At 56.4% G+C, this 20,581-nt stretch carries 24 protein-coding genes; 9 read left to right on the forward strand and 15 right to left on the reverse strand.

Features of this window, described 5'->3' with window-relative positions:
• Positions 1–844 precede the first annotated feature (844 nt).
• Both MK208_RS21135 and MK208_RS20615 read left to right on the forward strand, forming a co-directional pair.
• The gene (locus tag MK208_RS21135; protein WP_366011525.1) at positions 845–1,072 is read left to right on the forward strand and encodes a hypothetical protein; all 228 of its coding nucleotides are present in this window, start codon (positions 845–847) and stop codon (positions 1,070–1,072) included.
• Positions 1,008–1,448, forward strand: coding sequence for a hypothetical protein (locus tag MK208_RS20615; RefSeq protein ID WP_294119604.1), 441 nt, complete (start codon positions 1,008–1,010; stop codon positions 1,446–1,448). The genes MK208_RS21135 and MK208_RS20615 overlap by 65 nt, the downstream gene beginning before the upstream one ends.
• Before the next feature lie 368 nt (positions 1,449–1,816).
• Here MK208_RS20615 and MK208_RS20620 read toward each other — a convergent pair whose 3' ends face one another.
• From MK208_RS20620 to MK208_RS20680, 13 genes are all read right to left on the reverse strand, one after another.
• Entirely contained in the window at positions 1,817–2,677 is an 861-nt protein-coding gene (locus MK208_RS20620; protein WP_294119605.1) for a lysophospholipid acyltransferase family protein, read from the reverse strand.
• Between the two features lie 77 nt (positions 2,678–2,754).
• A complete protein-coding gene (locus MK208_RS20625; protein WP_294119607.1) occupies positions 2,755–3,165 on the reverse strand; it encodes a universal stress protein in 411 nt (136 codons plus the stop codon).
• Positions 3,166–3,176: 11 nt separating this feature from the next.
• Entirely contained in the window at positions 3,177–4,214 is a 1,038-nt protein-coding gene (locus tag MK208_RS20630) for a putative sulfate exporter family transporter (RefSeq protein ID WP_366011515.1), read from the reverse strand.
• Complete coding sequence (locus MK208_RS20635) at positions 4,211–5,221, reverse strand: Ldh family oxidoreductase (RefSeq protein ID WP_294119608.1); 1,011 nt, start codon at positions 5,219–5,221, stop codon at positions 4,211–4,213. Before MK208_RS20635 ends, MK208_RS20630 begins: the two co-directional genes overlap by 4 nt.
• An 87-nt stretch (positions 5,222–5,308) precedes the next feature.
• On the reverse strand, positions 5,309–6,490 hold the full coding sequence (locus tag MK208_RS20640; protein ID WP_294119610.1) for a UxaA family hydrolase: 1,182 nt from the start codon (positions 6,488–6,490) through the stop codon (positions 5,309–5,311).
• 13 nt (positions 6,491–6,503) lie between these two features.
• Positions 6,504–6,809, reverse strand: a complete 306-nt coding sequence (locus tag MK208_RS20645; protein ID WP_294119611.1) for a UxaA family hydrolase — start codon at positions 6,807–6,809, stop codon at positions 6,504–6,506.
• Between the two features lie 17 nt (positions 6,810–6,826).
• Complete coding sequence (locus tag MK208_RS20650) at positions 6,827–7,789, reverse strand: alcohol dehydrogenase catalytic domain-containing protein (protein ID WP_294119613.1); 963 nt, start codon at positions 7,787–7,789, stop codon at positions 6,827–6,829.
• Entirely contained in the window at positions 7,786–8,523 is a 738-nt protein-coding gene (locus MK208_RS20655) for an SDR family oxidoreductase (protein WP_294119614.1), read from the reverse strand. Before MK208_RS20655 ends, MK208_RS20650 begins: the two co-directional genes overlap by 4 nt.
• Before the next feature lie 8 nt (positions 8,524–8,531).
• Complete coding sequence (gene hisD, locus MK208_RS20660) at positions 8,532–9,839, reverse strand: histidinol dehydrogenase (RefSeq protein ID WP_294119617.1); 1,308 nt, start codon at positions 9,837–9,839, stop codon at positions 8,532–8,534.
• Between the two features lie 36 nt (positions 9,840–9,875).
• Positions 9,876–11,207 (reverse strand): TRAP transporter large permease, encoded by a 1,332-nt coding sequence (locus tag MK208_RS20665; RefSeq protein WP_294119619.1) that lies wholly within the window; start codon positions 11,205–11,207, stop codon positions 9,876–9,878.
• A 15-nt stretch (positions 11,208–11,222) separates the two neighbouring features.
• Entirely contained in the window at positions 11,223–11,738 is a 516-nt protein-coding gene (locus MK208_RS20670) for a TRAP transporter small permease (RefSeq protein ID WP_294119621.1), read from the reverse strand.
• Between the two features lie 95 nt (positions 11,739–11,833).
• The gene (locus MK208_RS20675; protein ID WP_294119623.1) at positions 11,834–12,979 is read right to left on the reverse strand and encodes a TRAP transporter substrate-binding protein; all 1,146 of its coding nucleotides are present in this window, start codon (positions 12,977–12,979) and stop codon (positions 11,834–11,836) included.
• A 31-nt stretch (positions 12,980–13,010) separates the two neighbouring features.
• Positions 13,011–13,205, reverse strand: a complete 195-nt coding sequence (locus MK208_RS20680; protein ID WP_294119626.1) for a hypothetical protein — start codon at positions 13,203–13,205, stop codon at positions 13,011–13,013.
• Between the two features lie 170 nt (positions 13,206–13,375).
• Between MK208_RS20680 and MK208_RS20685 the strand changes: the two genes are divergently transcribed.
• The gene (locus MK208_RS20685) at positions 13,376–14,407 is read left to right on the forward strand and encodes a LacI family DNA-binding transcriptional regulator (RefSeq protein ID WP_294119628.1); all 1,032 of its coding nucleotides are present in this window, start codon (positions 13,376–13,378) and stop codon (positions 14,405–14,407) included.
• A 243-nt stretch (positions 14,408–14,650) separates the two neighbouring features.
• Complete coding sequence (locus tag MK208_RS21140; protein WP_366011521.1) at positions 14,651–14,848, forward strand: hypothetical protein; 198 nt, start codon at positions 14,651–14,653, stop codon at positions 14,846–14,848.
• Between the two features lie 78 nt (positions 14,849–14,926).
• On the opposite strand, the gene MK208_RS20690 is transcribed toward MK208_RS21140, so the two are convergent.
• Positions 14,927–15,259: a hypothetical protein gene (locus tag MK208_RS20690; protein ID WP_294119630.1), complete on the reverse strand. Its 333-nt coding sequence runs from the start codon at positions 15,257–15,259 to the stop codon at positions 14,927–14,929.
• Positions 15,260–15,403: 144 nt separating this feature from the next.
• Positions 15,404–16,618, reverse strand: a complete 1,215-nt coding sequence (locus MK208_RS20695; RefSeq protein ID WP_294119632.1) for a plasmid recombination protein — start codon at positions 16,616–16,618, stop codon at positions 15,404–15,406.
• A 505-nt stretch (positions 16,619–17,123) separates the two neighbouring features.
• Here MK208_RS20695 and MK208_RS20700 point away from each other — a divergent pair.
• The 5 genes from MK208_RS20700 to MK208_RS20720 all read left to right on the forward strand — a co-directional run bounded on the left by MK208_RS20700 (position 17,124) and on the right by MK208_RS20720 (position 20,570).
• Positions 17,124–17,669: a hypothetical protein gene (locus tag MK208_RS20700; RefSeq protein WP_294119634.1), complete on the forward strand. Its 546-nt coding sequence runs from the start codon at positions 17,124–17,126 to the stop codon at positions 17,667–17,669.
• Positions 17,662–18,096 carry a hypothetical protein gene (locus tag MK208_RS20705; RefSeq protein WP_294119635.1) on the forward strand — a complete coding sequence of 145 codons (435 nt, stop codon included), beginning with the start codon at positions 17,662–17,664 and terminating at the stop codon, positions 18,094–18,096. Before MK208_RS20700 ends, MK208_RS20705 begins: the two co-directional genes overlap by 8 nt.
• A gap of 110 nt (positions 18,097–18,206) precedes the next feature.
• Positions 18,207–18,629 (forward strand): hypothetical protein, encoded by a 423-nt coding sequence (locus tag MK208_RS20710; RefSeq protein WP_294119636.1) that lies wholly within the window; start codon positions 18,207–18,209, stop codon positions 18,627–18,629.
• A 157-nt stretch (positions 18,630–18,786) separates the two neighbouring features.
• On the forward strand, positions 18,787–18,915 hold the full coding sequence (locus MK208_RS20715; RefSeq protein WP_294119638.1) for a hypothetical protein: 129 nt from the start codon (positions 18,787–18,789) through the stop codon (positions 18,913–18,915).
• A 2-nt stretch (positions 18,916–18,917) separates the two neighbouring features.
• Positions 18,918–20,570: a recombinase family protein gene (locus tag MK208_RS20720; protein WP_294119639.1), complete on the forward strand. Its 1,653-nt coding sequence runs from the start codon at positions 18,918–18,920 to the stop codon at positions 20,568–20,570.
• The last annotated feature ends 11 nt before the right edge of the window (positions 20,571–20,581 follow it).

The raw sequence follows: 20,581 nt of genomic DNA on the forward strand, positions 1-20,581 counted from the left end.
CTCTCCCTTATCAAATCACCCTAATTGGACCCATAGGTGCTGACGTCAGACAGCTACCCCAAGGCCCTCACTATCGCATCGACTCAAAAACCACCTCCAACCTCAACAGCATAATGGGGCTGTCACACCAACTTGAACCAGTCTCAGCGGGGACAGAATTTCTGCCCTTGGTTCGAAACAAAGTTGGCGCCCCTCGGCCAGAGCGGCGCCATAGACCTTCGACCCATTTGTCGTTTGCTAGCCAGCCTACAACTCTCAGCAAAGCGGCGATCCGGCAATAACCGCATCGACCGAACTTCACCACAATCGAGTTTGCAGCCCAAGTGAACGAAACCCGAAAAATCGCATGAAGCTTGGACCAGAAACGGAGCGAACATCCAATGGGCCAAAGCCCCTAACTCCGCCGCCGTTTTGTGTAGTTTCTCCCCACCTTTTGGGACGGCGCACTGAAGGCGAGATTCACCGACGAGCAGATCATACAGATGATAAATGACCAGGTAGCTGGCGAGACAAGGCTGACGCGTGTAGACGCTTCGGGAACGGCCAGGGCAGCTTTTGCGAATACAAGAGCAAGTAAACGGGACGAATCCGGCAGACGCAAAGAGGCTTCGGACGCTGGCAGACGAGAACGCGATACTGGCGGCGCAGATGCGCGACACTGCGCTGTTACGGGATAGGAACACAAATGGGGGGACACCGACGCCGAGCGGAAAGTGGTGGTTCATTTGATAGAGGTGCATCAGGTGAACCAGCGTCAGGCGTGCGCTGCTCTGGTGGTGGATCGGCCAAGGTGCGGTATCAATCGCGCCGGCCCGATGACACGGAGCTGCGCGACGCCTAGGAGATCTTCGCGGAAGACCGTCGCCTGTTCGACTATCGGCGGCTGCATATGATGGTGGAACGGCAGGGCTGGCAAACGAACCCCAAAAAGCTCAGACGGCTCTACCGCGAAGCTGCGCCTGCATCCGGGAATGGCGGCAACCTACCGGGAGCGTCTTCAAACCTAAGTGCGGGAATTGGATCAAGCCGACCATTGCGACACCTCGGGGGAGGCTCTACGCGGGCTGATTGATCGCATTGCGCTCCACCCGGCGGCTGAGACAGGGAAGCTGACTTTGGAACTTGAGAGCGCTCTTGCCGGTCAGTTGGCGTTGGCAAATGCCGAGCCCCCTGCGCCCGTTTTGCGGCCCCCCAACCTCTCCGAGGTGTACGGCACCAAGGTCACCAACCTGACCAAAGCACTGAACGGCCCGGCGACCAAATCAGAAGCCACCACGATCATCCGCTCCCTGCTGGAGAGCATTCGTCTTGCGCCTAATGCTGATGGGAGTTTGGCCCTCGAACTGATTGGAGAATTGGCGGGCTTTCTAACTTTGGGTGCAGGTCAAAACGAACAAATCCGCCTTGCGGCGGCTTGTTGTTCGTCTGTGCTGGTTGCGGGAGCATGATACCACCGACAGTTGCCCTTGATCATCAACCAGTTTGGGCAATTCTTGACCTTCAGCAGTTTTGGCGGATAGCGAACTTTTTCTGCGAGTTGTCCCAATGGAGGCCTGTCGTTCGGAGTGATCCTTCACGAGGGCTACCAAATGCATTGGAAATTGAACGCAAGGGACACGCTTGCGAAAAAAACACCAGAAGGTTGGCAGGAAATTGCGATGGTCACTCCATCAGCATACGAGGTACCAAAAGCCTGCCGTCCTAAAAAGCCGGCAGTGCGAAATTGGTAGAAACACATCGGTAAAACAAAGTAGAATTAGCAAAATAGCGACAACTCCCGTTTTCGCCTTAGGCGGCCTCCCATCGTAGATTCGATCTAGAGACCCAGTCCAAGCGTCTCTTCCCGCAGCCAATGAACCAAGCCCATTGGGTCGCCAGCCCATCCTTCAATATCTGCGGGCTGGATTGGATCGCCAACATAAGGTCGCTGCGATTTATTGAGTGCATGTTTAACTTCATAGAGCAACAAACCCTGCCGCAGCGTTTGTGACGTCCTGCTCGCAATCTGATAGGCGCGACTGTTCTGCCCAGGGAACTTGATAGGCACCACTGTGGCGCACGACCTTTGTATCATCTTGGCCGTAAATGCACTCCAAGGTCGCTCTATCGCGGGGCCAAACCAACGGTCGGAAGACGCGACCACGCCGGCCGGGAAAAGTGCCACCAATCCTCCATGTTTCAGGTGTTCCATTGCGCGCTTCCGCATCAACAGACTTTTGTGCAGGGCCTCGGATTCATGGGCAAAGGGGACTGGGATCATGAATTCGTCAATCTCACCGACGCCAGTGAGCAGTGATCGAGTGAGAATTTTGTAATCCGGACGGACCCGGCCAATGAGTTCCGCCATAACCATTCCATCCACGAGACCGTGCGGGTGATTTGCTGTGATGACAACCGGGCCGGTTTTGGGAATCCGTTCAATTTCTTCCCGCGGGGTTTCAATATCGATACCCATCACATCCAGAGCCTTCGCCCAAAATGCCTGTCCGTGTGGCACTCCCATAGCTTCAAAACGTCGAATCTTGCGCAACAGACTCATTTTGGCTGTTGCGAGTTCGATGGCTTGAATGGCGCGTTGTTGGGCGGGGTTGGTAAAGGTGCTGGCGTAGGAGAGCCGTCGGCCGTCGTATGGCTGGTCCGCAAGAGATGACCCATCCCCTTGTCCGTTCGTTTCCAAAACGCTCTCTTGACGTGAGCCTGGCACTGGTTTGTGTATTTTTGCCATCCGTAAGCCGCTCCGCAGGGTTGGTCAGCTCAACCGCGGTGGACGAGAACAGAGCATGTCGCTCTTCGAGAGACCCGCGCAGCTGTCGATCCGAGGAAGTAGTCTTTTGCAGAGGGGTGGTGCGCGCCAACAATGATCAACTCGGCACTAATATCCTGTGCGAATTCGGTGATGCGCACTCCGGGTTTGCCAGTTGTGACATTACAGTCTATGTCGCCGTCGTCACCGGCAAGTGCCTTTAGTTTACCCATGATTTTGTCAGTCAGGTGGTTTTCGGATTTCACCGTAACAAACTCCGCGGTGAACCCGGGGATTTGCTCGAGTACTGTCAGCAGAGTGATTTTTCCACCAGACGCCAGAACCTTGCGCGCGGAAACGATTTTGTCTTTGACCAGTTCTTCATGATCAAGCGCGACGGGGATCAAAATGGATTTATACATGCGAATTCTCCTTAGACTTTTGAAGTGACATCGAGGGGAAGAATGGAAAGGGCCAACGCGACGAGGACGGCCAGAAACAGCGTTTCAACCACAAGCAAACCTGCAGCTGCGCGTCCCACTTTCAAGACTTCGGCAGGCTTTGTTTTGAGCCCCACCGCTGCGATCGCGCTGAGCAATAACCACTGTGAGCCATTGGCAACAAAAATCAGCAAAGCGTCGGGCAGGGTCATAACCGAGTTAAGAGTGGCGAGACCGAGAAACCCCAGAACAAACAACGGTATGATAGGGGGACGCTCAGTGTCGGATACCCGATCAGTTTTTCCCCGCAACAAAAGAGAGGCTACAACAATGACAGGCGCCAGCATCGCAACGCGCAGCAACTTGACCAAGGTTGCGGTTTCTCCGGCTTCTGGTGAAATCGAAAATCCGGCACCAACCACTTGGGCCACGTCGTGAATTGTTGCACCCAAGTAGATGCCCGCCATTTGATCACTGAAACCCAGGTATTGGCTCAGGATCGGGTAGGTGATCATGGCGACCGTCGACAACAGGGTGACGCCAACAACGGTAAAGACCAGGCGGTCTTCAGATTTTGCGTCCTTTGGCAGAATCGCTGCGATTGCAATTGCCGCCGAGGCGCCGCAAATCGCGACGGCGCCTGCCGAAAGAAACGCAAAGCGAAATTTGAAGCCGAATAACCGGGACACAAGCAAACCGAACACGATGGTCAAAGGCACCATTGAAACGACCAGTCCGACGACCGGCCAGCCCAAAATCCAGATCATGTCAAAGCTGATGCGGAGCCCAAGTAGCGCCACCCCGAGGCGCAGCACGTTGCGGGCACCAAAGGAAATCCCGCCGCTGCATTCCGGGTGGTCTGCGAGAAAGTTCAAGCTGATGCCAAAGAGCAAGGCAAGTAACATGGCAGGGGCGCCATAGTGTTCAGAAATGAACTGGCTGGCCATCGCAATGAGCAAGGCAATCATTAGCCCCGGTACGAGGCGTTGAAGCCCTGAAATTCGCCGCGATATGTCCATTTTTTCGCTCAAACCCCGGACTGTAATGTCTGTTGCGGCAGCTCACCTGCCAGGTGTAGCGCCTGATTGAAAAGATGGACGGGAACACTGAGGCCGTTGCTCTTTGCCAGTTCGATAGACTTTCGACGACGATCACCGGGCAAGCGAGCCCCCTCCAAAGAAGCGATGTAGCCAAGCAAGTCGGAAATGCGCTCGCCGAATTCCGTGCCGCCGCCGGGGTGGATCGCAATCAAGGTTTGCCCGACATTGGGCAGGTCGCCGTCAGCGGTAAAAAAGGAACCGGCGTCACGGCTAAAGGCACTGCCCGAAAGCGCAGCAGCAAGAATTTCGACCATTAAGGCCAGCGCAGTGCCCTTTGCTTCACCGATCGGCAACATGCTGCCCTCCAGTGCCGATGCCGCATCCGTGGTTGACCGTCCTGCACGGTCCAATGCCCAGCCTTCTGGGATGGATTTGCCGGCTTTGTGAGCGGCCATAACCTTGCCGCGCGCAACGATAGACAGCGACAGATCAATCACCAGAGGAGGAGCTTTCGCCACGGGGGTTGCAAAAGCAATTGGGTTGGTGCCAAAGACTGCGTCTTTCGCCCCCCATGGCGCGATGGCTTTAGGGGCATTTGCAACCATCACACCGATCAGTCCAGCCTCAGCGATCCGCTCGACCTGAATGGACATGGCGCCGCAATGGTGAGAGTTCCCGACTGTCGTAACCGCAACACCCATTTCCCGCGCCAACGGAATACCCGCCTGCAAAGCGACGTCCAACGCGGGATAAGCAAATCCGTGTCCAGCCTTCACGTGCAGAGCCGCTGGCGCCCGGCGCTCCAGAATTGGTTTGGCATCCACATTGATCTTGCCGCTGCGGATCTGTGCCACATAATCAGCGACCCGACTAAACCCATGGCCAATCTGTCCTTCGCTTTCAGCTGCAACAAGCGCGCGCGATACGCAAGACGCGACCGACGCAGAGGCGCCGGCCCTTTCAAACACTGCCGTCAGCAGTGCCGTGGCTTCCGACACCGTAATCCGAACTACGTCAGTCATAGGTATTCCAACTCAAAACAAGGGCGGCCCATGCAGAACGCAATGGGCCGCCACGAGAGATTTTTAAGCGCTGCGATAGAGTTTGGTCATCGAGAACTCACGATGTCCCAGAGCTTCTGCAGCAGTATTGCGGCCGTTGGCCGTGCGGCGGATCATGTCGATAAGCTCGTCGCCGGCCTCGTCTATTGTTTGCTCGCGACGCAGGATACCGGAAACATCCACATCCACATGCTCGCCCATTGTGCGCACAGTGCGCGGGTTTGCAGTGATCTTGATCACAGGCACAATCGGGTTACCGACCACGTTGCCTTGTCCCGTTGGGAACGTGTGAACAACGGCGCCACCGGCAGCCATCAACGTCACACATTCCGCCGCCGCAGATGAACTGTCCATGAAGTATAGGCCATCTCCGGAACTTGGCTGTTCCGCAGGTTCCAGAATGTCGATGTATTGGGACGTACGGCCGATTTTTTCAAGGTTGCCAAGAGCCTTCTCTTCGATGGTGGTCAAACCACCCAAGATATTGCCTTTGGTCGGCTGGCTGTCACTCAGATCGTCGGTCTGGTGCGCAAAGATGACGTCATCCTGATAGGCCTTCCACATCTTATACCACCGCTCGCCAACTTCCTCGTTGACGGCGCGCTTCTGACAGATGTGTTCTGCACCGGTGATCTCGGACGTCTCACCAAAGAATCCGGTGATCCCTTCGGGGAGAAGCTTGTCGTACATGTTGCCAACGGTTGGACATGATCCGAGACCCGTTGTTGTGTCGCTTTCCCCGCATTTTGTAGACACCCAAAGTTCCGAGATTGAACACTCTTCCCGCTGGATTTCTGTTGCCTTGTGCACAAAGTCCTTCGCGGCCCAAGAGGCTGCGCGAATGGTTTCAAAGTCGCCCTTCTGCTCGATGGAAAATTCGGCAACTTCCTTGCCGGTGGTCCGGATACCGTCCGCGATCCGTTTGGTCCATTCTGGCTCAATCCCGATCACGACAACCGAATGCACATTCGGGTTGGCACCGGTTCCAATAATCGTGCGGAAATGTGTGTCCAGGTCCTCACCAAATTGCAGGCGACCATAGGCATGAGGAATGGCCATGGTGCCTTTGACATTGTTTGCAACCGCTTCACAGGCTGCGTTTGAAATGTCGTCGACCGGGAGGATGATCACGTGGTTGCGCACGCCTACGCGCCCGTTCTCACGCCGGAAACCCTGGAAGGTGATGTTAGAATATTTCGATGCCATGGTGTCAGGCTCCTTACCAGCGTTTGGTTTTGCAATTGTGGGTGTGGACGTGTGCACCCCGGGGGATGTCAGCGATAATTTTTCCGATATCTTCGCCGTATTTGATTGCGGTGCCGCCATCTTTAAGATCGACCAGCGCGATCTTGTGCCCAATAGGGACATCATCTCCCGCAGTGAGGCGGAACGTCGAATTATCATGTGTGATACAGCAGAGCATGTCAGTGCCTGCGGTCAGCCCTTCGACCACCACTACGCCGACATTGTCAGCCTCCTCATGCACCAGCAGGTGCGGTATTTCATTGGGTGCTGGATTTGACATTTAGTTCTCCAATTTCGTCATGGTTTAAGAATGATTTTGGGGGCGTGTGTTTTACCTGCGCGAAGGTCGGCAAAAGCCGCGGCTCCATCTGCAAGCGCGCGGGTTTCAAACCAGTCGAGCGCGCCGAGGCGACCCTCGAACATCGCCGCACAGGTGTCGCGAAAGTCCTGAGCCGTGTAGGTATAGGTGCCGATAAGGGTGATTTCCTGAAGCGTGATCCGCCGGATATCCAGCCCCCCATCAGAGCTGCCAAGACCGATGTGAAGGATAACGCCACCAGGGCTGACGAGCGCACAAGCCGCAGCTCTTGTGGATGCAAACCCTACGGCGTCAATCACCAAGGGCGCATTTTGTTCCGGCTCCTGAACAACATCGATGTCACAAACATCGCGCAAGTAAGCGGCACGCGCGCCATTTGGTTCAGAGAGCGTGACGCTCTCAATCCCCATTGCCTTGAGAGCAAGCACCGCGGCGACACCGATGGCACCGCCTCCAAGAACATGAGCGCGCCGTTGGTCTGCCGGATGCAAGGCGGCAAGACCCAACCGGACTGCGTGCCAACTCACGGCGATCGGCTCGGCCAGAGCAGCCTGCGCCAACGTGATATGCTCAGGAACCTCGACCAAATTGCGCTCTGGAATGGCAACCTGTTCGGCAAAGGCGCCTTCGCGTGGCGGCATGGAAATAATCTGTCTGGAAGAACAAAGGTTTTCACGGCCAGACCGGCTTGCGACACTGGTCGGATCGGTCACAAGGGGGTTGATCGTCACCCGCCGCCCGTCCGATGTCACACCTGCACCTTCATGCCCGAGGATCAACGGTGCTGGGCGTCGCTCGTCATGCCCCAGGAAGGCGTGCATGTCCGAGCCACAAATACCGACGCTGTCAATGTGTACCAGTGTTTCGCCTTGAGCCGCCACCGGATCAGCAACAACCTGATGTTCGACTGCCTCCACGCCGGTATAAACAAGAGCTTTCATTTCGCCGAGAACCCCCCGTCGACCATTAGAACCTGTCCGGTCACGTAGGCGCAGGCATCAGAACAAAAGAACATCAAAGGCCCGTCAATGTCCTCTGGCTCGCCGTTTCGTCCCACGCAGGTTTGGGCCGCATTGCGCGCTGCACGGTCAGGATCATCAAAAACCGCAGCCGTCAGTTCGGTCCGAAAGAAGCCGGGGCCAATGGCATTCACGCAAATGCCGCTGGAGGACCAAGCTTCTGCCATTGCCCTTGTGAGCTGCGCCACGCCCCCTTTGGAAGCCCCGTAACTCAGGCCGGCAGGAAAGGCTCGGCTTGACTGTAAAGACGCGAAATTGACAATACGCCCCCAGCCTTTGGTCTTCATATTGGTCACGAGGTGCTGAGACAGAAAAAAGGGTACTGCCAGATTGAGCTCAATGGTGATGTCCCAGCCCTCAAGCGTCACATCATCTGCAACCTCCCGGGTGTTGATCCCGGCCGCATGCACCAAGATATCCGGAGGCCCAAACGGCTCAGATGCCGCTTGCGCCAATGCGCTTAGGCCATCACGTTCCGAAAGATCCCAGGGCAAAGCGTGAATCTGTTTCAGTTCTGCCAGCGCATCTGAACGTCGGGCCACCCCCACAACTTGGGCGCCAGCCTGCGACAAGACTTCTGCCGAGCGGCGACCGAGACCAGAGCTGGCCCCGGTAACGAGCGCGACATGTCCACTGAGATCAGGATGATAAGTCATAGTTTGGATCAATCTTCCGCAGTCAAATCAAAGGCTTCATCCGGAAAGAATTTGGCCAGGCGGATATCTGCGGTCCGTGCATGGGCTTCCATGCCCTCAAGGCGAGAGATCCGGGCGGTTGCCTCTGCTATCGGTTTCATTGCGTCGGCAGTGGACCGCTGCCAGGTCACGATCTTCATGTATTTATGGACACTGAGACCGCCGGTGTAGGTGGCGGCACGGCTTGTGGGAAGCACGTGATTGGTACCGGATGCTTTGTCACCGAAAGCCACTGTTGTCTCCTCACCAAGGAAGAGCGACCCGTAACATGTCAATTGATCCAGCCACCAACCAAGGTCGCCGGCCATTACCGTCAAATGTTCCGGCGCGTAGTCATCAGAGGTTGCCGCCATTTCGTTGCGATCAGCGCAAAGGATGACTTCTGCGTAATCACGCCAGGCAGCTGTCGCGTTTTCGCGGTTCACCTCCGGCAGGTCCTCGATCAGCACCGGAACCAAACGCATAACCTCTTCGGCCAGGCCACGATTGTCGGTCACCAGCCAAACCGGGGAGTTATAGCCATGTTCCGCTTGCCCCACGAGGTCGGTTGCAACCACCATTGGATCCGCGGACGCATCCGCAAGGATCAGGCTATCAGTCGGACCAGCGATCATATCGATGCCCACGCGTCCGAAGAGAATGCGCTTGGCTTCTGCCACAAACTGATTGCCCGGACCCACAAGAATGTTGGCTTTGGGTAGGCCAAAAAGCCCAAAGGTCATTGCCGCGACACCCTGCACGCCTCCCATGGCCATGATTTTGTCTGCGCCGGAAATATGCGCGGCATAGACGATGGCCGGGGCAACACCAATGCCCGGACGGGGTGGCGAGCACGCCACGATGTGTTTGCAACCCGCAACTTTCGCCGTGGTGACGGTCATGATGGCGCTGGCAATGTGGCTGTAGCGCCCGCCCGGCACGTAGCACCCGGCAGCCTCTACAGGAATCATCCTTTGGCCGGCGGTCATCCCAGGCACAACTTCTACCGCGATGTCTGTCATCGACGCTTTTTGAGCTTCGGCAAATTTTTTGACGTTTCGGTGGCTGAACTCGATGTCACGTTTCAGCTTTTCCGGAACGGCGGCGATGGCCGCCTCAATTTCGGCATCGCTGAGCAGGACATTGCCTTCATACTTGTCAAACTTGGCGGCGTATTCGAGCGCCTTTGCGTCGCCACCTTCTTCGATGTCGCTCAAAATTCCCTGAACGATATCATGGACATCGGACGCGCCGCTGCGCGCAGTCAGAGTGGCTTTCTTTAGATATTCACGAGTCATTTAACGTGTCCTTTTTTAACCGCGTCTCTTGGCGGCTTATCGATAGAGATCAGGCAGAAGTGAGGTGGAGAACGCCGGAATGTAGGCGATCATCAACGTCACGATCAGCATGAAGAAAACAAAGGGGATGGCGCGGTAGGCAATCTTGAGAATGGATTCCCCGGTGATGCCTGACACCACAAACAGGTTGAGCCCCAGAGGAGGTGTGATGAAGCCAACACCCAGTGCGGTGATCATCATGATGCAGAACTGGATCTGGTTCATTTCGATTTCTTGCGCCAACGGATAAAGGATCGGTGCAAGGATCACGATGTTGGGCGTTGTCTCCATGACGCAGCCAGCGGCGACAAGGATCAGAACCATGATCGCGATCAGCATGTACTCATTTGTTGTCATGGAGGTGAGCGCACCGACAAAGCCCTGCGGCACCCCAATGATCGCTAGCGCCTCTGCGAGCGGGATCGAAAAGGCGATGATCGGCAGGATTACCCCGTTCACCTTTGCCGAACTGACCAGCATCGCCGGAAAGTCGCTGAGCTTAAGCGTACCCAGAAGGAACCCCATGGCAATGGTTACCACCACTGCCACTGCGCCCGCCTCGGTGGGCGTCAAGCGGCCGGAGAAAATGCCGTAGAATATGATGCCCGGCACCAAGAAAGCGTACCAACCGGATTTCACAGTCTTCCAAAGATTGCTGCGCCACTCGGCCGCGGTCATCATGCCGCCGCCTTCCCAGAGGTTGAGGCGGTTCATCACAATGTTGGTCACAAGGATTGCTGTCAGGATCAAAAGGCCCGGGATCAGCGCGGCAAGGAACAGCGTTGACACCGCTATGCCCAGAACGAGGCCAATGATGATATAGGCAATGGACGGCGGGATAAGGATACCTGTACAGGCACCTGCTGCCACCAAAGCGCAGGCGTAAGGGCGCGGGTATCCGCTCTCCACCAACCTGTCGATGGTCATCCGACCAACGGCTGCTGCGCCGGCGGCGTCAGATCCAGAGATCGCAGCGAACATGCCGCACACCAAAACGGTGGCAGAGCCAAACCCGCCTTTTGCCCAACACGTGAGGGCCTCGGCCACGTCGAGGAACTTTCTGCTCAATCCGGTCCTGACGAGAACGTCACCCGTTAGAATGAAGAGCGGTACGGCCGTCAATGCAAAGGCATCAATGCCGGAGAAAAGCTTTTCGCCAAGCAGGCTTAGGGGCAGGGCCCCAGACATCAACAACATCGTGATCGTCGCTGCTCCAATGGCTGCCCAGACGGGCACAGCAAGCGCGACGAGCGCGATAAACAGAAGTACGGAAGCGTAAAAGTCCCATCCCAATTCGAGGGCTTGGGCACCCATTTGTTGCCACATCATGGTGTGAGCCCTCGCTTAATCAAACAGCTTGTCGCCTTCGTAGACGGGACGGCCCACTCGAAGGTCGGCAAGATCACGGAGAAAGGATTGCACCAGCCGGAAAATGACCAACGCAAAGCCAAACGGCACCGCAAAAAGGAAAAAGACCTGACTTATTCGCAATCCGTGTGTGACGGACCCGAATTTCCAGGAAACATGGACCGTTTCCCACGACCAATAGATCGCAAACAGTGCCACAACGAACATCACAAGATCGCCAAAGATATACAGCAGTGATTTCACCTGCCGCGGCACGTAGTGCATCAGAACATCAATGCGAATGTGGCCCCGTTCTTTAACGGCAGCGGCCGCGCCAATCCATGCGAGATAAATGAACGCATACCGGACAATTTCTTCACCCCAGATGGATGAATAGGCGAATACTTCCCGACGGACCACTTCGATGAACATCGTGCCTACAAGCATGACGTAGAAAACGAGTAGCAGCCACCGCTCCGCGTTTTTATCAATCGCTCGAAAGAGCTTAGACATGGTTTCCTGCCCCCAGTCGCATTCGGCGACTGACTTTGCTGAGTTATGAAATCAAGAGATATTTGGCCGGCGCTTTCACGCCGGCCAAATAGACGTCACGCGTCGTGCACGTAGTACTTGGCACGCGTGTTTGCGGCCTCTTCGAGCTTCGCAAAGGTATCCATCGACCCGGCCAGCTCCGTTTTGAAGCTGTCCCACTCGCTGCGCTGGTATCCACCAACGTCCTTCCACTCGGCCAGCTGGTCTTCGGAAAGGGAGTGGAATTCCACACCGTTCTTGACCAGTTGCGACATCGCATAGGACCGTGCGGATGGCACTTTGGAGAGGTTCTGTTGCTGGGTCACTTCGCCAGCAAACTCGATGCCTTCTTTGACATCTGTCGGCAGGCTGTTGAACCATTCCAGGTTGACCGAATAGACTTGGCTGTCTGGAACCGCTTGCGTGAAGGTCACGTGGCTGAGAATCTCGCCAAAGCCAAACACGTGCAGGGCGCCCACGGACGGGTCGAGCGCGTCTGCAACACCCTGCCGGATCGCTGAAGGAGTTTCCCCCCAAGCCACGGGCGTCGGGTTCGCGCCAACCATGCCATAATACTGCTGCAGCATTTTGGAGCCTGGAACACGGAACTTAACACCGGACATGTCGCCTGGGGTGATGATGGCGTTTCCACCCTTGCGGACTGCGACCACGCGCGGGTCAATCACGATGTACATCAACGCTTTGAAACCGGAGGCTGCGATCTTTGGATCAACTTCCGACTTCCACGTGTCCGAGGAGGTCAGGTTTGTGAACCGCTGGTTAGAGCCGCAGAAGTAGGGCAGGTTGATCAGATCGACAACGCTGGCGAATGGCGCGAAGTTTGCCAAAGAGTGTTGTGCACATTGGATCGTGCCGCCCTGAACCGCTTGTGCCAAGGCGCCGCCGGCACCCAGTTGACCACCCGGAGCCAGTTTTACGTAGACCTTTCCATTCGTCATGTTCTGGATGTTCTCTTTCAGGTCCAGCTGCATGATCGGATAGCTGCGCGATGCGCCCAGTACATAGGCTGTCGCGAGAGTCATTTTGAAGTCCGCAGCGGCCTCTCTGTCGCGCTCTTCAGCCGCTGTTTGAGCAGAGGCCTCGCTCGACCACAGCACGCCGGAAGCGCCCGCAACCATCGCCGCCGTAAATGCGCCGGATCCCGTAAGTTTCAGGAAATTTCGACGCTCCGCCGACTTTAGTTCCAGTTTTGATTTGTCCATGCGTTTTCCTCCCGTTTGGACGTCGTTTGGCCTACTTTGAGGCCTTTTCGTCTTCTGAAATTCTTTTCGCCTCGCTGCGGAGAATCCCGATGGAGAAGGCAATTGCCGCCCCAAACAAAATCAGCATTTCCCCGACAACATTTACCGGAGGCGCCTTAGACACCACTCCGATCACAACGTTCAAAACGAACGCCATCAGAAGTATTGCTGCAATCAGGTATGGCATGTGACCTCCCTCACTAATCCACGTTCCCGAACCGAGTCGGCCTGAATGTAAGCGCTTACATTTCTTAATGCAAGCGCTTACATTTTGGGTGTGTTATGCTCCGCTGGAATTTCGGACTATTGTCTGGCAATTACATAAGTTAGCTGGACACCGAACTGCCAAGAAAGCCGATGACAAACAGCACAAAAAACAATGGAGTCCCAACTCTTGCGGATGTGGCGCAGCACGCAAACGTGTCCACCGCCACGGTGTCGCGCTGCCTGAACTCTCCGGAACGGGTCGGGGAAAAAACGCGCAAACGCGTTATGAAAGCTGTTCGGGAATTGGGGTATGCGCCAAATTTTGGCGCACAGGCGCTTGCGGCGCGTCAAACAAACACCATTGCCGCCGTGATCCCGACAATGGAAAACGCTGTTTTTGCACGTGGCCTTCAAGCCTTTCAGGAAGAGTTGGGGCGTCACGGAAAAACGCTGCTGGTTGCTTCGTCAGCGTATGATGCGGAGCTGGAGGAACAGCAGGTGCGCGCATTGGTGGCTCGTGGCGCGGACGGCCTTTTGCTCATTGGATATGATCGCGCCCCCGACATCTATGCGTTTCTCGCCAAGCAACAGGTTCCGACGTTGATTGCATGGTCTTTTAAACCTGAGGAGAAGCGTCCAACTGTTGGCTTCGACAATCGTGCGGCCATGACAGAACTTGCCCGGCAAGTGATTGCTCAAGGGCACCAGCACATCGCATGCATATCGGCCCCCACAGCTTCCAATGATCGTGCAAGAGAGCGGGTAGACGGCATTCGAGACGCTATCTCTCAGGCCGGGCAAAACCCAGCCGACCTTGTAGTGGTGGAAACTCCTTACGGAATTGAGACCGGCGAGCGAGCCTTCCGCCAAGTTATGACCGAGGCGCCGCAGACCACGGCTGTGATGTGTGTAAATGATGTGTTGGCAGTTGGAGCACTGCGGGCTGTAAGAGAAATGGGGATGAAAGTGCCAGACGACCTCTCTCTGACAGGTTTCGACGACATCGAAATTGCCACCCTCGCGGAACCCCCTTTAACGACGGTGCATGTGCCACACAGGGAAATGGGGCGCTGTGCCGCTGATATGCTCCTTCAAATCCTTCGAGGAGATCAGAATGGACACACCCTAGAGCTCGCAACGGAAATACGGATACGGCAGTCGCTAGGGCCAGCCCCTGACTGACCCTCAAAAGATGAATTGTGGTCCGCCTATGAAACAGCCTCTCAACTTAAACTCAGAGGGGCCCGAATGTTGCTCGCTACGGTCTTCGGGCAACTTAACGAACTTCCAGCCCCCTTGAATGCTCTGTTTGGCGGGGAACATTGTTGCAAATGCGTTTTCGGTTGAAAATCCGTTCGGGCCGCCACCTGCCTTTCCCATTCTCTGCACTTCGTATTGCAGCGCATCATATTGGAAAGGCCTCCCATGCCCCGCTACATCACTCTTCGTCCTGATCTTTACGAACATCTCCGCCGAGAGGCACTGGTTCACGACCGGACGATTAAGGCTCAGGCATTGCACTGGTTGGCGATCGGCAAAGCGGTTGAGACATCTGGCCTTTACACCCAGGCCGAGCTGTCGTCTTTGCTTGCTCGTTTCGACGCGGAGCCTCGGCCCGAGTAGCCGGCATAATCCTCAATACGCATAACGGCGCGGCCAAAGCCGCGCCCCTTTTTCTTTGCGATCCTAACAGAGGGCGCTTCACGTCCCGGGTTTTGCCTCCGGCTTTTGTTTCATCTTCGCCTTGGGCTTTCTTGCCTCCCGCAGTTTCTCGACCTCTTGGTCGATGCCCTCAGGGCGCAGTGGATGAAGCTGGATTCTTGAAGCGTTTGTCGCCGTAGCAACCGTTTCAAAGAGGACAAAGATTTTGCGGAGCAAATCTTCGTCTTTCGACGCCGCTTCAAGGAACTTGGGGAGCGTGTCCGCAAGTGCCTTTTTGATCTTCGCGCGGGCTTCGGCCCGCGTTTCGCCGATACCGGCAATGATCCCAAGCGCACGCAACTGCGCCGGGGTGAGGTCTGTTGGTAGGTCCATAAGAGTCCCCCTTTTTTGACCAAGTGAGTTTAGGGAGCAAAGCCCCCAGTGACTGGCGAGGCGGCACCATGCCGCGTTCGACGAACACCAAGTAGGATCGTTGCACCTCAGAGAGAAAAAAGTTTGGGAGAGGTTTGACTCCCCTCAGACTTCCGGACCGTCTTTGGGGTTTGACTTCGCCCACTTGTGAACCGACCGCTTGAGCGCGGTGATGCGCCCCACCAACGACTTGCGTGCTTCAACGATCTTCTTGCGCGCCGCCTCTGGCAACGCAGCAGCCGCTTCCACAATCGCATCATCCGCCGCTTTGATCTCGTCAAATTGCGCCTGCACTTCCCCGCGCGCTTCTTTCTGCGCGGCCTTACGGGAGTTCGCGCGTAAGGTAGCAAACGCTTTTCCAAACAGACGCGCGGCAGCAGACTTCCCATCCGGTTGCGCTACCTGTGCAAGCACTTGAGGATCCCCGGCGGCGACAGCGTTGGCGATCTTTATGTTGGTCGCGGCTTCTTTCTCGCGCTTGCCTACGCTGGCTTCACGGCCTGCCAACTGCCGCTCCTTTCTTTCACGCCATTCACGCGGGCTGACATGCTCCACATGCTGTGGAAGTTCGACTGGCATTTCAGCATCTTTGTCTTGCGCTTTCTGTGCTTCACGATGCTTCTGCACCGCCTCGCGTAACGCCTGCTTGCGCCGCTCACCGCGCTTCAATCCCAGTCCTGAGAACCACTCGCCAACACTGTCCTGCGCCTTCTCATAGTCTTTGATCAGCGGATGTTTTGACGGCTGCAACATCTTGCGCCCGTCCTTTATTTGCGAACGCGGCATGACAATGGCGTGGATATGATACGTGGTTTCATCGAGATCCGCGCGAGCGTGGATCACGTCGTCACCGAAGCTGTCTTTGAGCCAGGCCACAGCTATCTGTTCAAAGCGGTCCTCTCGGCTCTCTCCGAACAGATCATCCATGTTGCCTTGATCAAAAGCCGTAAACCAATCCTGATGCGCCGTGATGATCACTTCGCGCAAGGGCCCATGCCGTGTGCCGCGCCAAGGATCCTTGGGTCCCTCTACAACCCGCTTGGCAAGCTCCGCCTTGCGGCGCCGCTTCTTCAGCCCTTCAAGCTCTTTGGCGAAGTTTTCCGCACGCATGCTTTCAATCTCTGCGATGGCGCGCTGCGCCCAGTCTTCGCCGCCGATCAGGCGACGGTTCCGGTTTGAGCGTGTCTCATCCACGTGACCAAGATCACCGCCTTTTCGCGTGCGATGCCGCTCATAGCCGCCCAGATCCGCCGGAAAGAGGCCCTCCATCCGCAGCACCACTGGATGTCTTTTGTCGGCCTTTCTGATCTCGTGGCCCATGATGTCGTCCCCTCCTTGTGAGGACGGGAAGTGGGTCCGCGGTCGCAAACTTGTGCATCAAAGGTTTGAGGCACCATCTTGACCAGAGCGCTGCTTGGCTGCGCAGGGAAAGTTACTCACTAATCAGCCCGCGCAGTTTCCGTTGGAAACCGCTCTGGCTGTCGTTCGTCGGGGCGCTGCCCCGAACCCCGTGCTGCCGCCGGCCACCTGCGCGGCGGGCGGCAAAGGAACGTTCGCCACGCTCCTCTGCACTCCAAGGGCGTCTCCCGACCGGCTCAGGGGGTATTCCGCATACCGCCCCAAGACCCCGTGCTCTTGAGGAAGGTCCTTCGCCGACCCTCCCCAAACCCCTCCCAGCTCTGGCCTCGTTGAGGCTGCAAAGCGGTGGGTGCCACAGGTGCAGGACGCCCGTTCTCAGCTGCGCAGACCCTGTGTCGCGCATCTGAGAACGGGGACCAACCCCTTTCAGAATAAGACGTGATGTTTGTTCCAATTGGAGATCCCAATGACCGATATCCTTTCCCAAGACGTTGTGCTGCCTGCCGTGTGGCAAGACAGCTTGCAAACCGGCGACGTAGTCGCGTTTCGCTTTCCTCATGAGACTGACGGCTCAAACGATCCCAAAGTGCGCCCTGCGCTCGTGCTCGATGTGGAAGAGACCGACGTTGGCCGCTTTGCATCTCTCGCATACGGCACGTCTAATCCGCGATCGCGCAAAGCCGCCTACTGCGTAGATGTGCGCTCAGAGAAGGATCGTGCTTCGGCTGCTCTTCACCGCCCAACCCGCTTCTACGCTGCGCGGAGGGTCCTCGTGTCGCTCGACCATCCAGGCTTCGAACTGAGCTCTGAGATCAGCACACCTGTGCTCGGTCGACTGACCGGCCCGGCGAGTGATCGTATGCACCGCGTGCGTGCACGCATCCACGCAGAACGCGACATCCGACGTGATTTTCTCGGGCGACAGCGGCGCAACGCCGGCGGCCTTCGTCCAGTCACCGTCGAGCGGCGTTCCAAGTCTCACAAAACCACATGGGAGACGATCAATGTCTGAGCCAAATCTCGACTATGATCCAATTCAGGCGGCCGTGTTTCAGGCACTGACGCTGGCATCCAGCTCGCACAACGCGTTGGATCAACTCTCGGAGTATTGGATAGATCGAAGAAACGAGGACGCTGCGCGCCGGCTATCTGCGCAGATCGCACAAGAGAAGATATTTTCCGCGCGAGATCTCGACGCTCTGGAACAAGTTCTACTGCCATTGATGGCGGTTGCGGATCCTGGTCTCCCAGGAGATGTCCATGTCTCATCGCGACACACCTCGGGAAAGCCTCTCGATCAGATATTACGCTCAGGTGCTCAGGATCTGCACGAGATGATCCAGCCTCTGATGCAGTTGCGCGGTGCGCTTTTGACGCTCGGTCGTCTGCGCCGATCTGAGCAAATCGCACAGACCCTGCGCGGCGAAGATATGACCTGATCAGCAGCTTGAAGGCGCCGATGCGCCTGCAACCTTCTTCCATTTCGCCAGCGCTTGCCGACCTTCCAAGTGAGGTCGGCAGGTGCTCGCCCTACCCAGAAAGAGACACAATGATCCCTGCCCCAACACATTTCCCGAACGACAACTCTCACCGCGTTGCGCTGTTCCTACAGCCAACCGCGCGCGACGATTTCGACCGCCTGGAAGAACTCACCGCAAACGGCCTGCAGGCCGCGCGCAAAGCCCTCGAAGACCTCGCATCCCTGACGATACGGTTGGACCGATCGACTGCCGCTGACGTCACCGAACTTCGACAAGCGGTGGAGAAGCGACGCTTGCTAAACGATCGCTTTTTAGACGCCGCACATGCCCTCAGAACGCAGATCGCCGACATGGAACACCCGGAAGATTGTGCCGAGATTTTCGACCGGATTGCACAAGAACTTCAGCAAGCGATTTCGCTTTCTAATCGTGTGCGTGATTTGCTCGCAGCCGAGCGCGACGTGGGCTGGCATCGTGGAATTCGCGACTAAATTGCAAATTTCTTTTCTATAAATATCAGCGGCCTGACGGAGTTTTCGTCAGGTTCACCAGTTTTCTTTTCAAACTCGCTTCTCAAATTTTCAAAGCGTCAGAGGTCCTCAAAACAGCAACCGGGAACCCCGTTTCCCACCAACGAGGACACTACTCATGACGACCAAGACCGACCGCTCCCCCGCTTCTGTTGAAGTTCTTATTGGACTTCTTGCTGAGCGCTACGTCGCGACGCTTTCAGCCGCAAACAACAACCACGCACCACGCCCGCAAAAGGAACAATAAGTATGTCCCTACTTGTCGCAATCTACGCCCGCTATTCGTCTGTGCTTCAGGACGCTTGCTCCATCGAAGACCAGATCCGGCTGTGTCGCGCCTATGCGGAAAGCAAAGGCTGGGAAGTCGCTGCCATCTACATAGACAAAGAGATGTCGGGGCAATCTGCAGCACGCCCAGACTACCAGCGCATGTTGCGTGGCTCCAAAGCTGGCGCGTTTGACATTGTCCTGGCGGAAGCCATTGACCGACTAAGCCGACGCACTGCTGACGTAACAGATCTATGCGACCAACTCGCGTTTCGCGGTCAGTCACTTCATGCCGTCAACACCGGTGAGATTACGCCAATTCACGCGGCGGTCTTTGGCATGATGGCGCAACAGTTTTCCAAAGATCTAGGCGCAAAAACCAAACGTGGTCAGCTCGGCTCGACCCACCGAGGACGCGTCGCAGCTGGCATTGCCTACGGCTATGACGTCTCGCCTACTACGGTCCAAAACCGCGTCATCAACGAAGAGAAGGCTGAAGTCGTTCGTCGCATCTTTAAAGACTTCGCAAACGGGTTGGCGCCTGCCAAAATTGCAGCAGCGTTGAATGCCGAGGGTATCCCCGGCCCTTCCGGTGGCCTTTGGCAGTCATCGACGATCCGAGGGAATGCAAAACGGCAAACCGGCATACTTCGCAACCGCACCTACATCGGTCAAATCAGCTATGGTCAGATGAAGTTTCGGAAGGATCCGAAGACCGGAAAGCGCACTTCCATACCTGGTGATGACCCTCTCGTCGTCGATGCCCCCGATTTGCGGATAGTTCCGCAAGATCTCTGGAATGCGGTCTCCGATCGCCTGAGGTCCATTTCACGCGAGATGGCCACAGACCCTATGACAGGACTGGCCCTCAACCGTTCTCACCGCAAAAAATTCCTTCTGTCCGGGCTTCTCAAATGCGGTTGCTGTGGAGGCAATATGGCAATCCAGGCTAAGGACCGTTACGGCTGCTCAACGCGCAAACGCACCGGTGCCTGCGACAACGCAAACACAATAACCCGACAACAAGTCGAGGGCCGAGTTCTCGCAAGCCTCAAAGCAAAGCTACTGGCACCGGAGAACCTGGAAGCCTTCGTCATCAATGTTAGCGGAGAGCTCAATGCATTGCACAAGTCAGAAGGTGATGACCGGAGAACCTTGGAAAAAGCGATTGCAGCACTGGACGTGAAGATGGCGCGCATTCTGGACCAGATAGAAGACGGCGCCGGTCAAGCGGGTCTGCTTCTGCCGCGTCTGGAGCAACGGAAGACCGAACGTGAGGCCTTGGCCGCCAAGCTCGATGCCCTCGCACACACCGCTAAGGAGCCCTTTGAGATGCCCGACCTGCCAGCGGCCTACGGTGCACTCGTGCGCTCGCTTGAAGACACTCTTCGAGACCCTGCAATCGTTCAGCGCGCCCATGAGGCTCTGGCTGATATGATTGAGACTGTGGTTCTCGCACCTGATCCTGAAGCACAGGGCGGCTACACGATCACGCTTCACGGTGATTGTGCTGGGATCTTAGGGGCTTACGGAGGTTTGGAAAAAGAAAAACTCCCGGGCGCTGTTTTGCGAGCCGGGAGTCAATTTTCAGTGGTTGCGGGAGCAGGATTTGAACCTGCGACCTTCAGGTTATGAGCCTGACGAGC

The sequence above is a fragment of the Shimia sp. genome, from assembly GCF_022448905.1.
Taxonomy (GTDB): Bacteria; Pseudomonadota; Alphaproteobacteria; order Rhodobacterales; family Rhodobacteraceae; genus Shimia.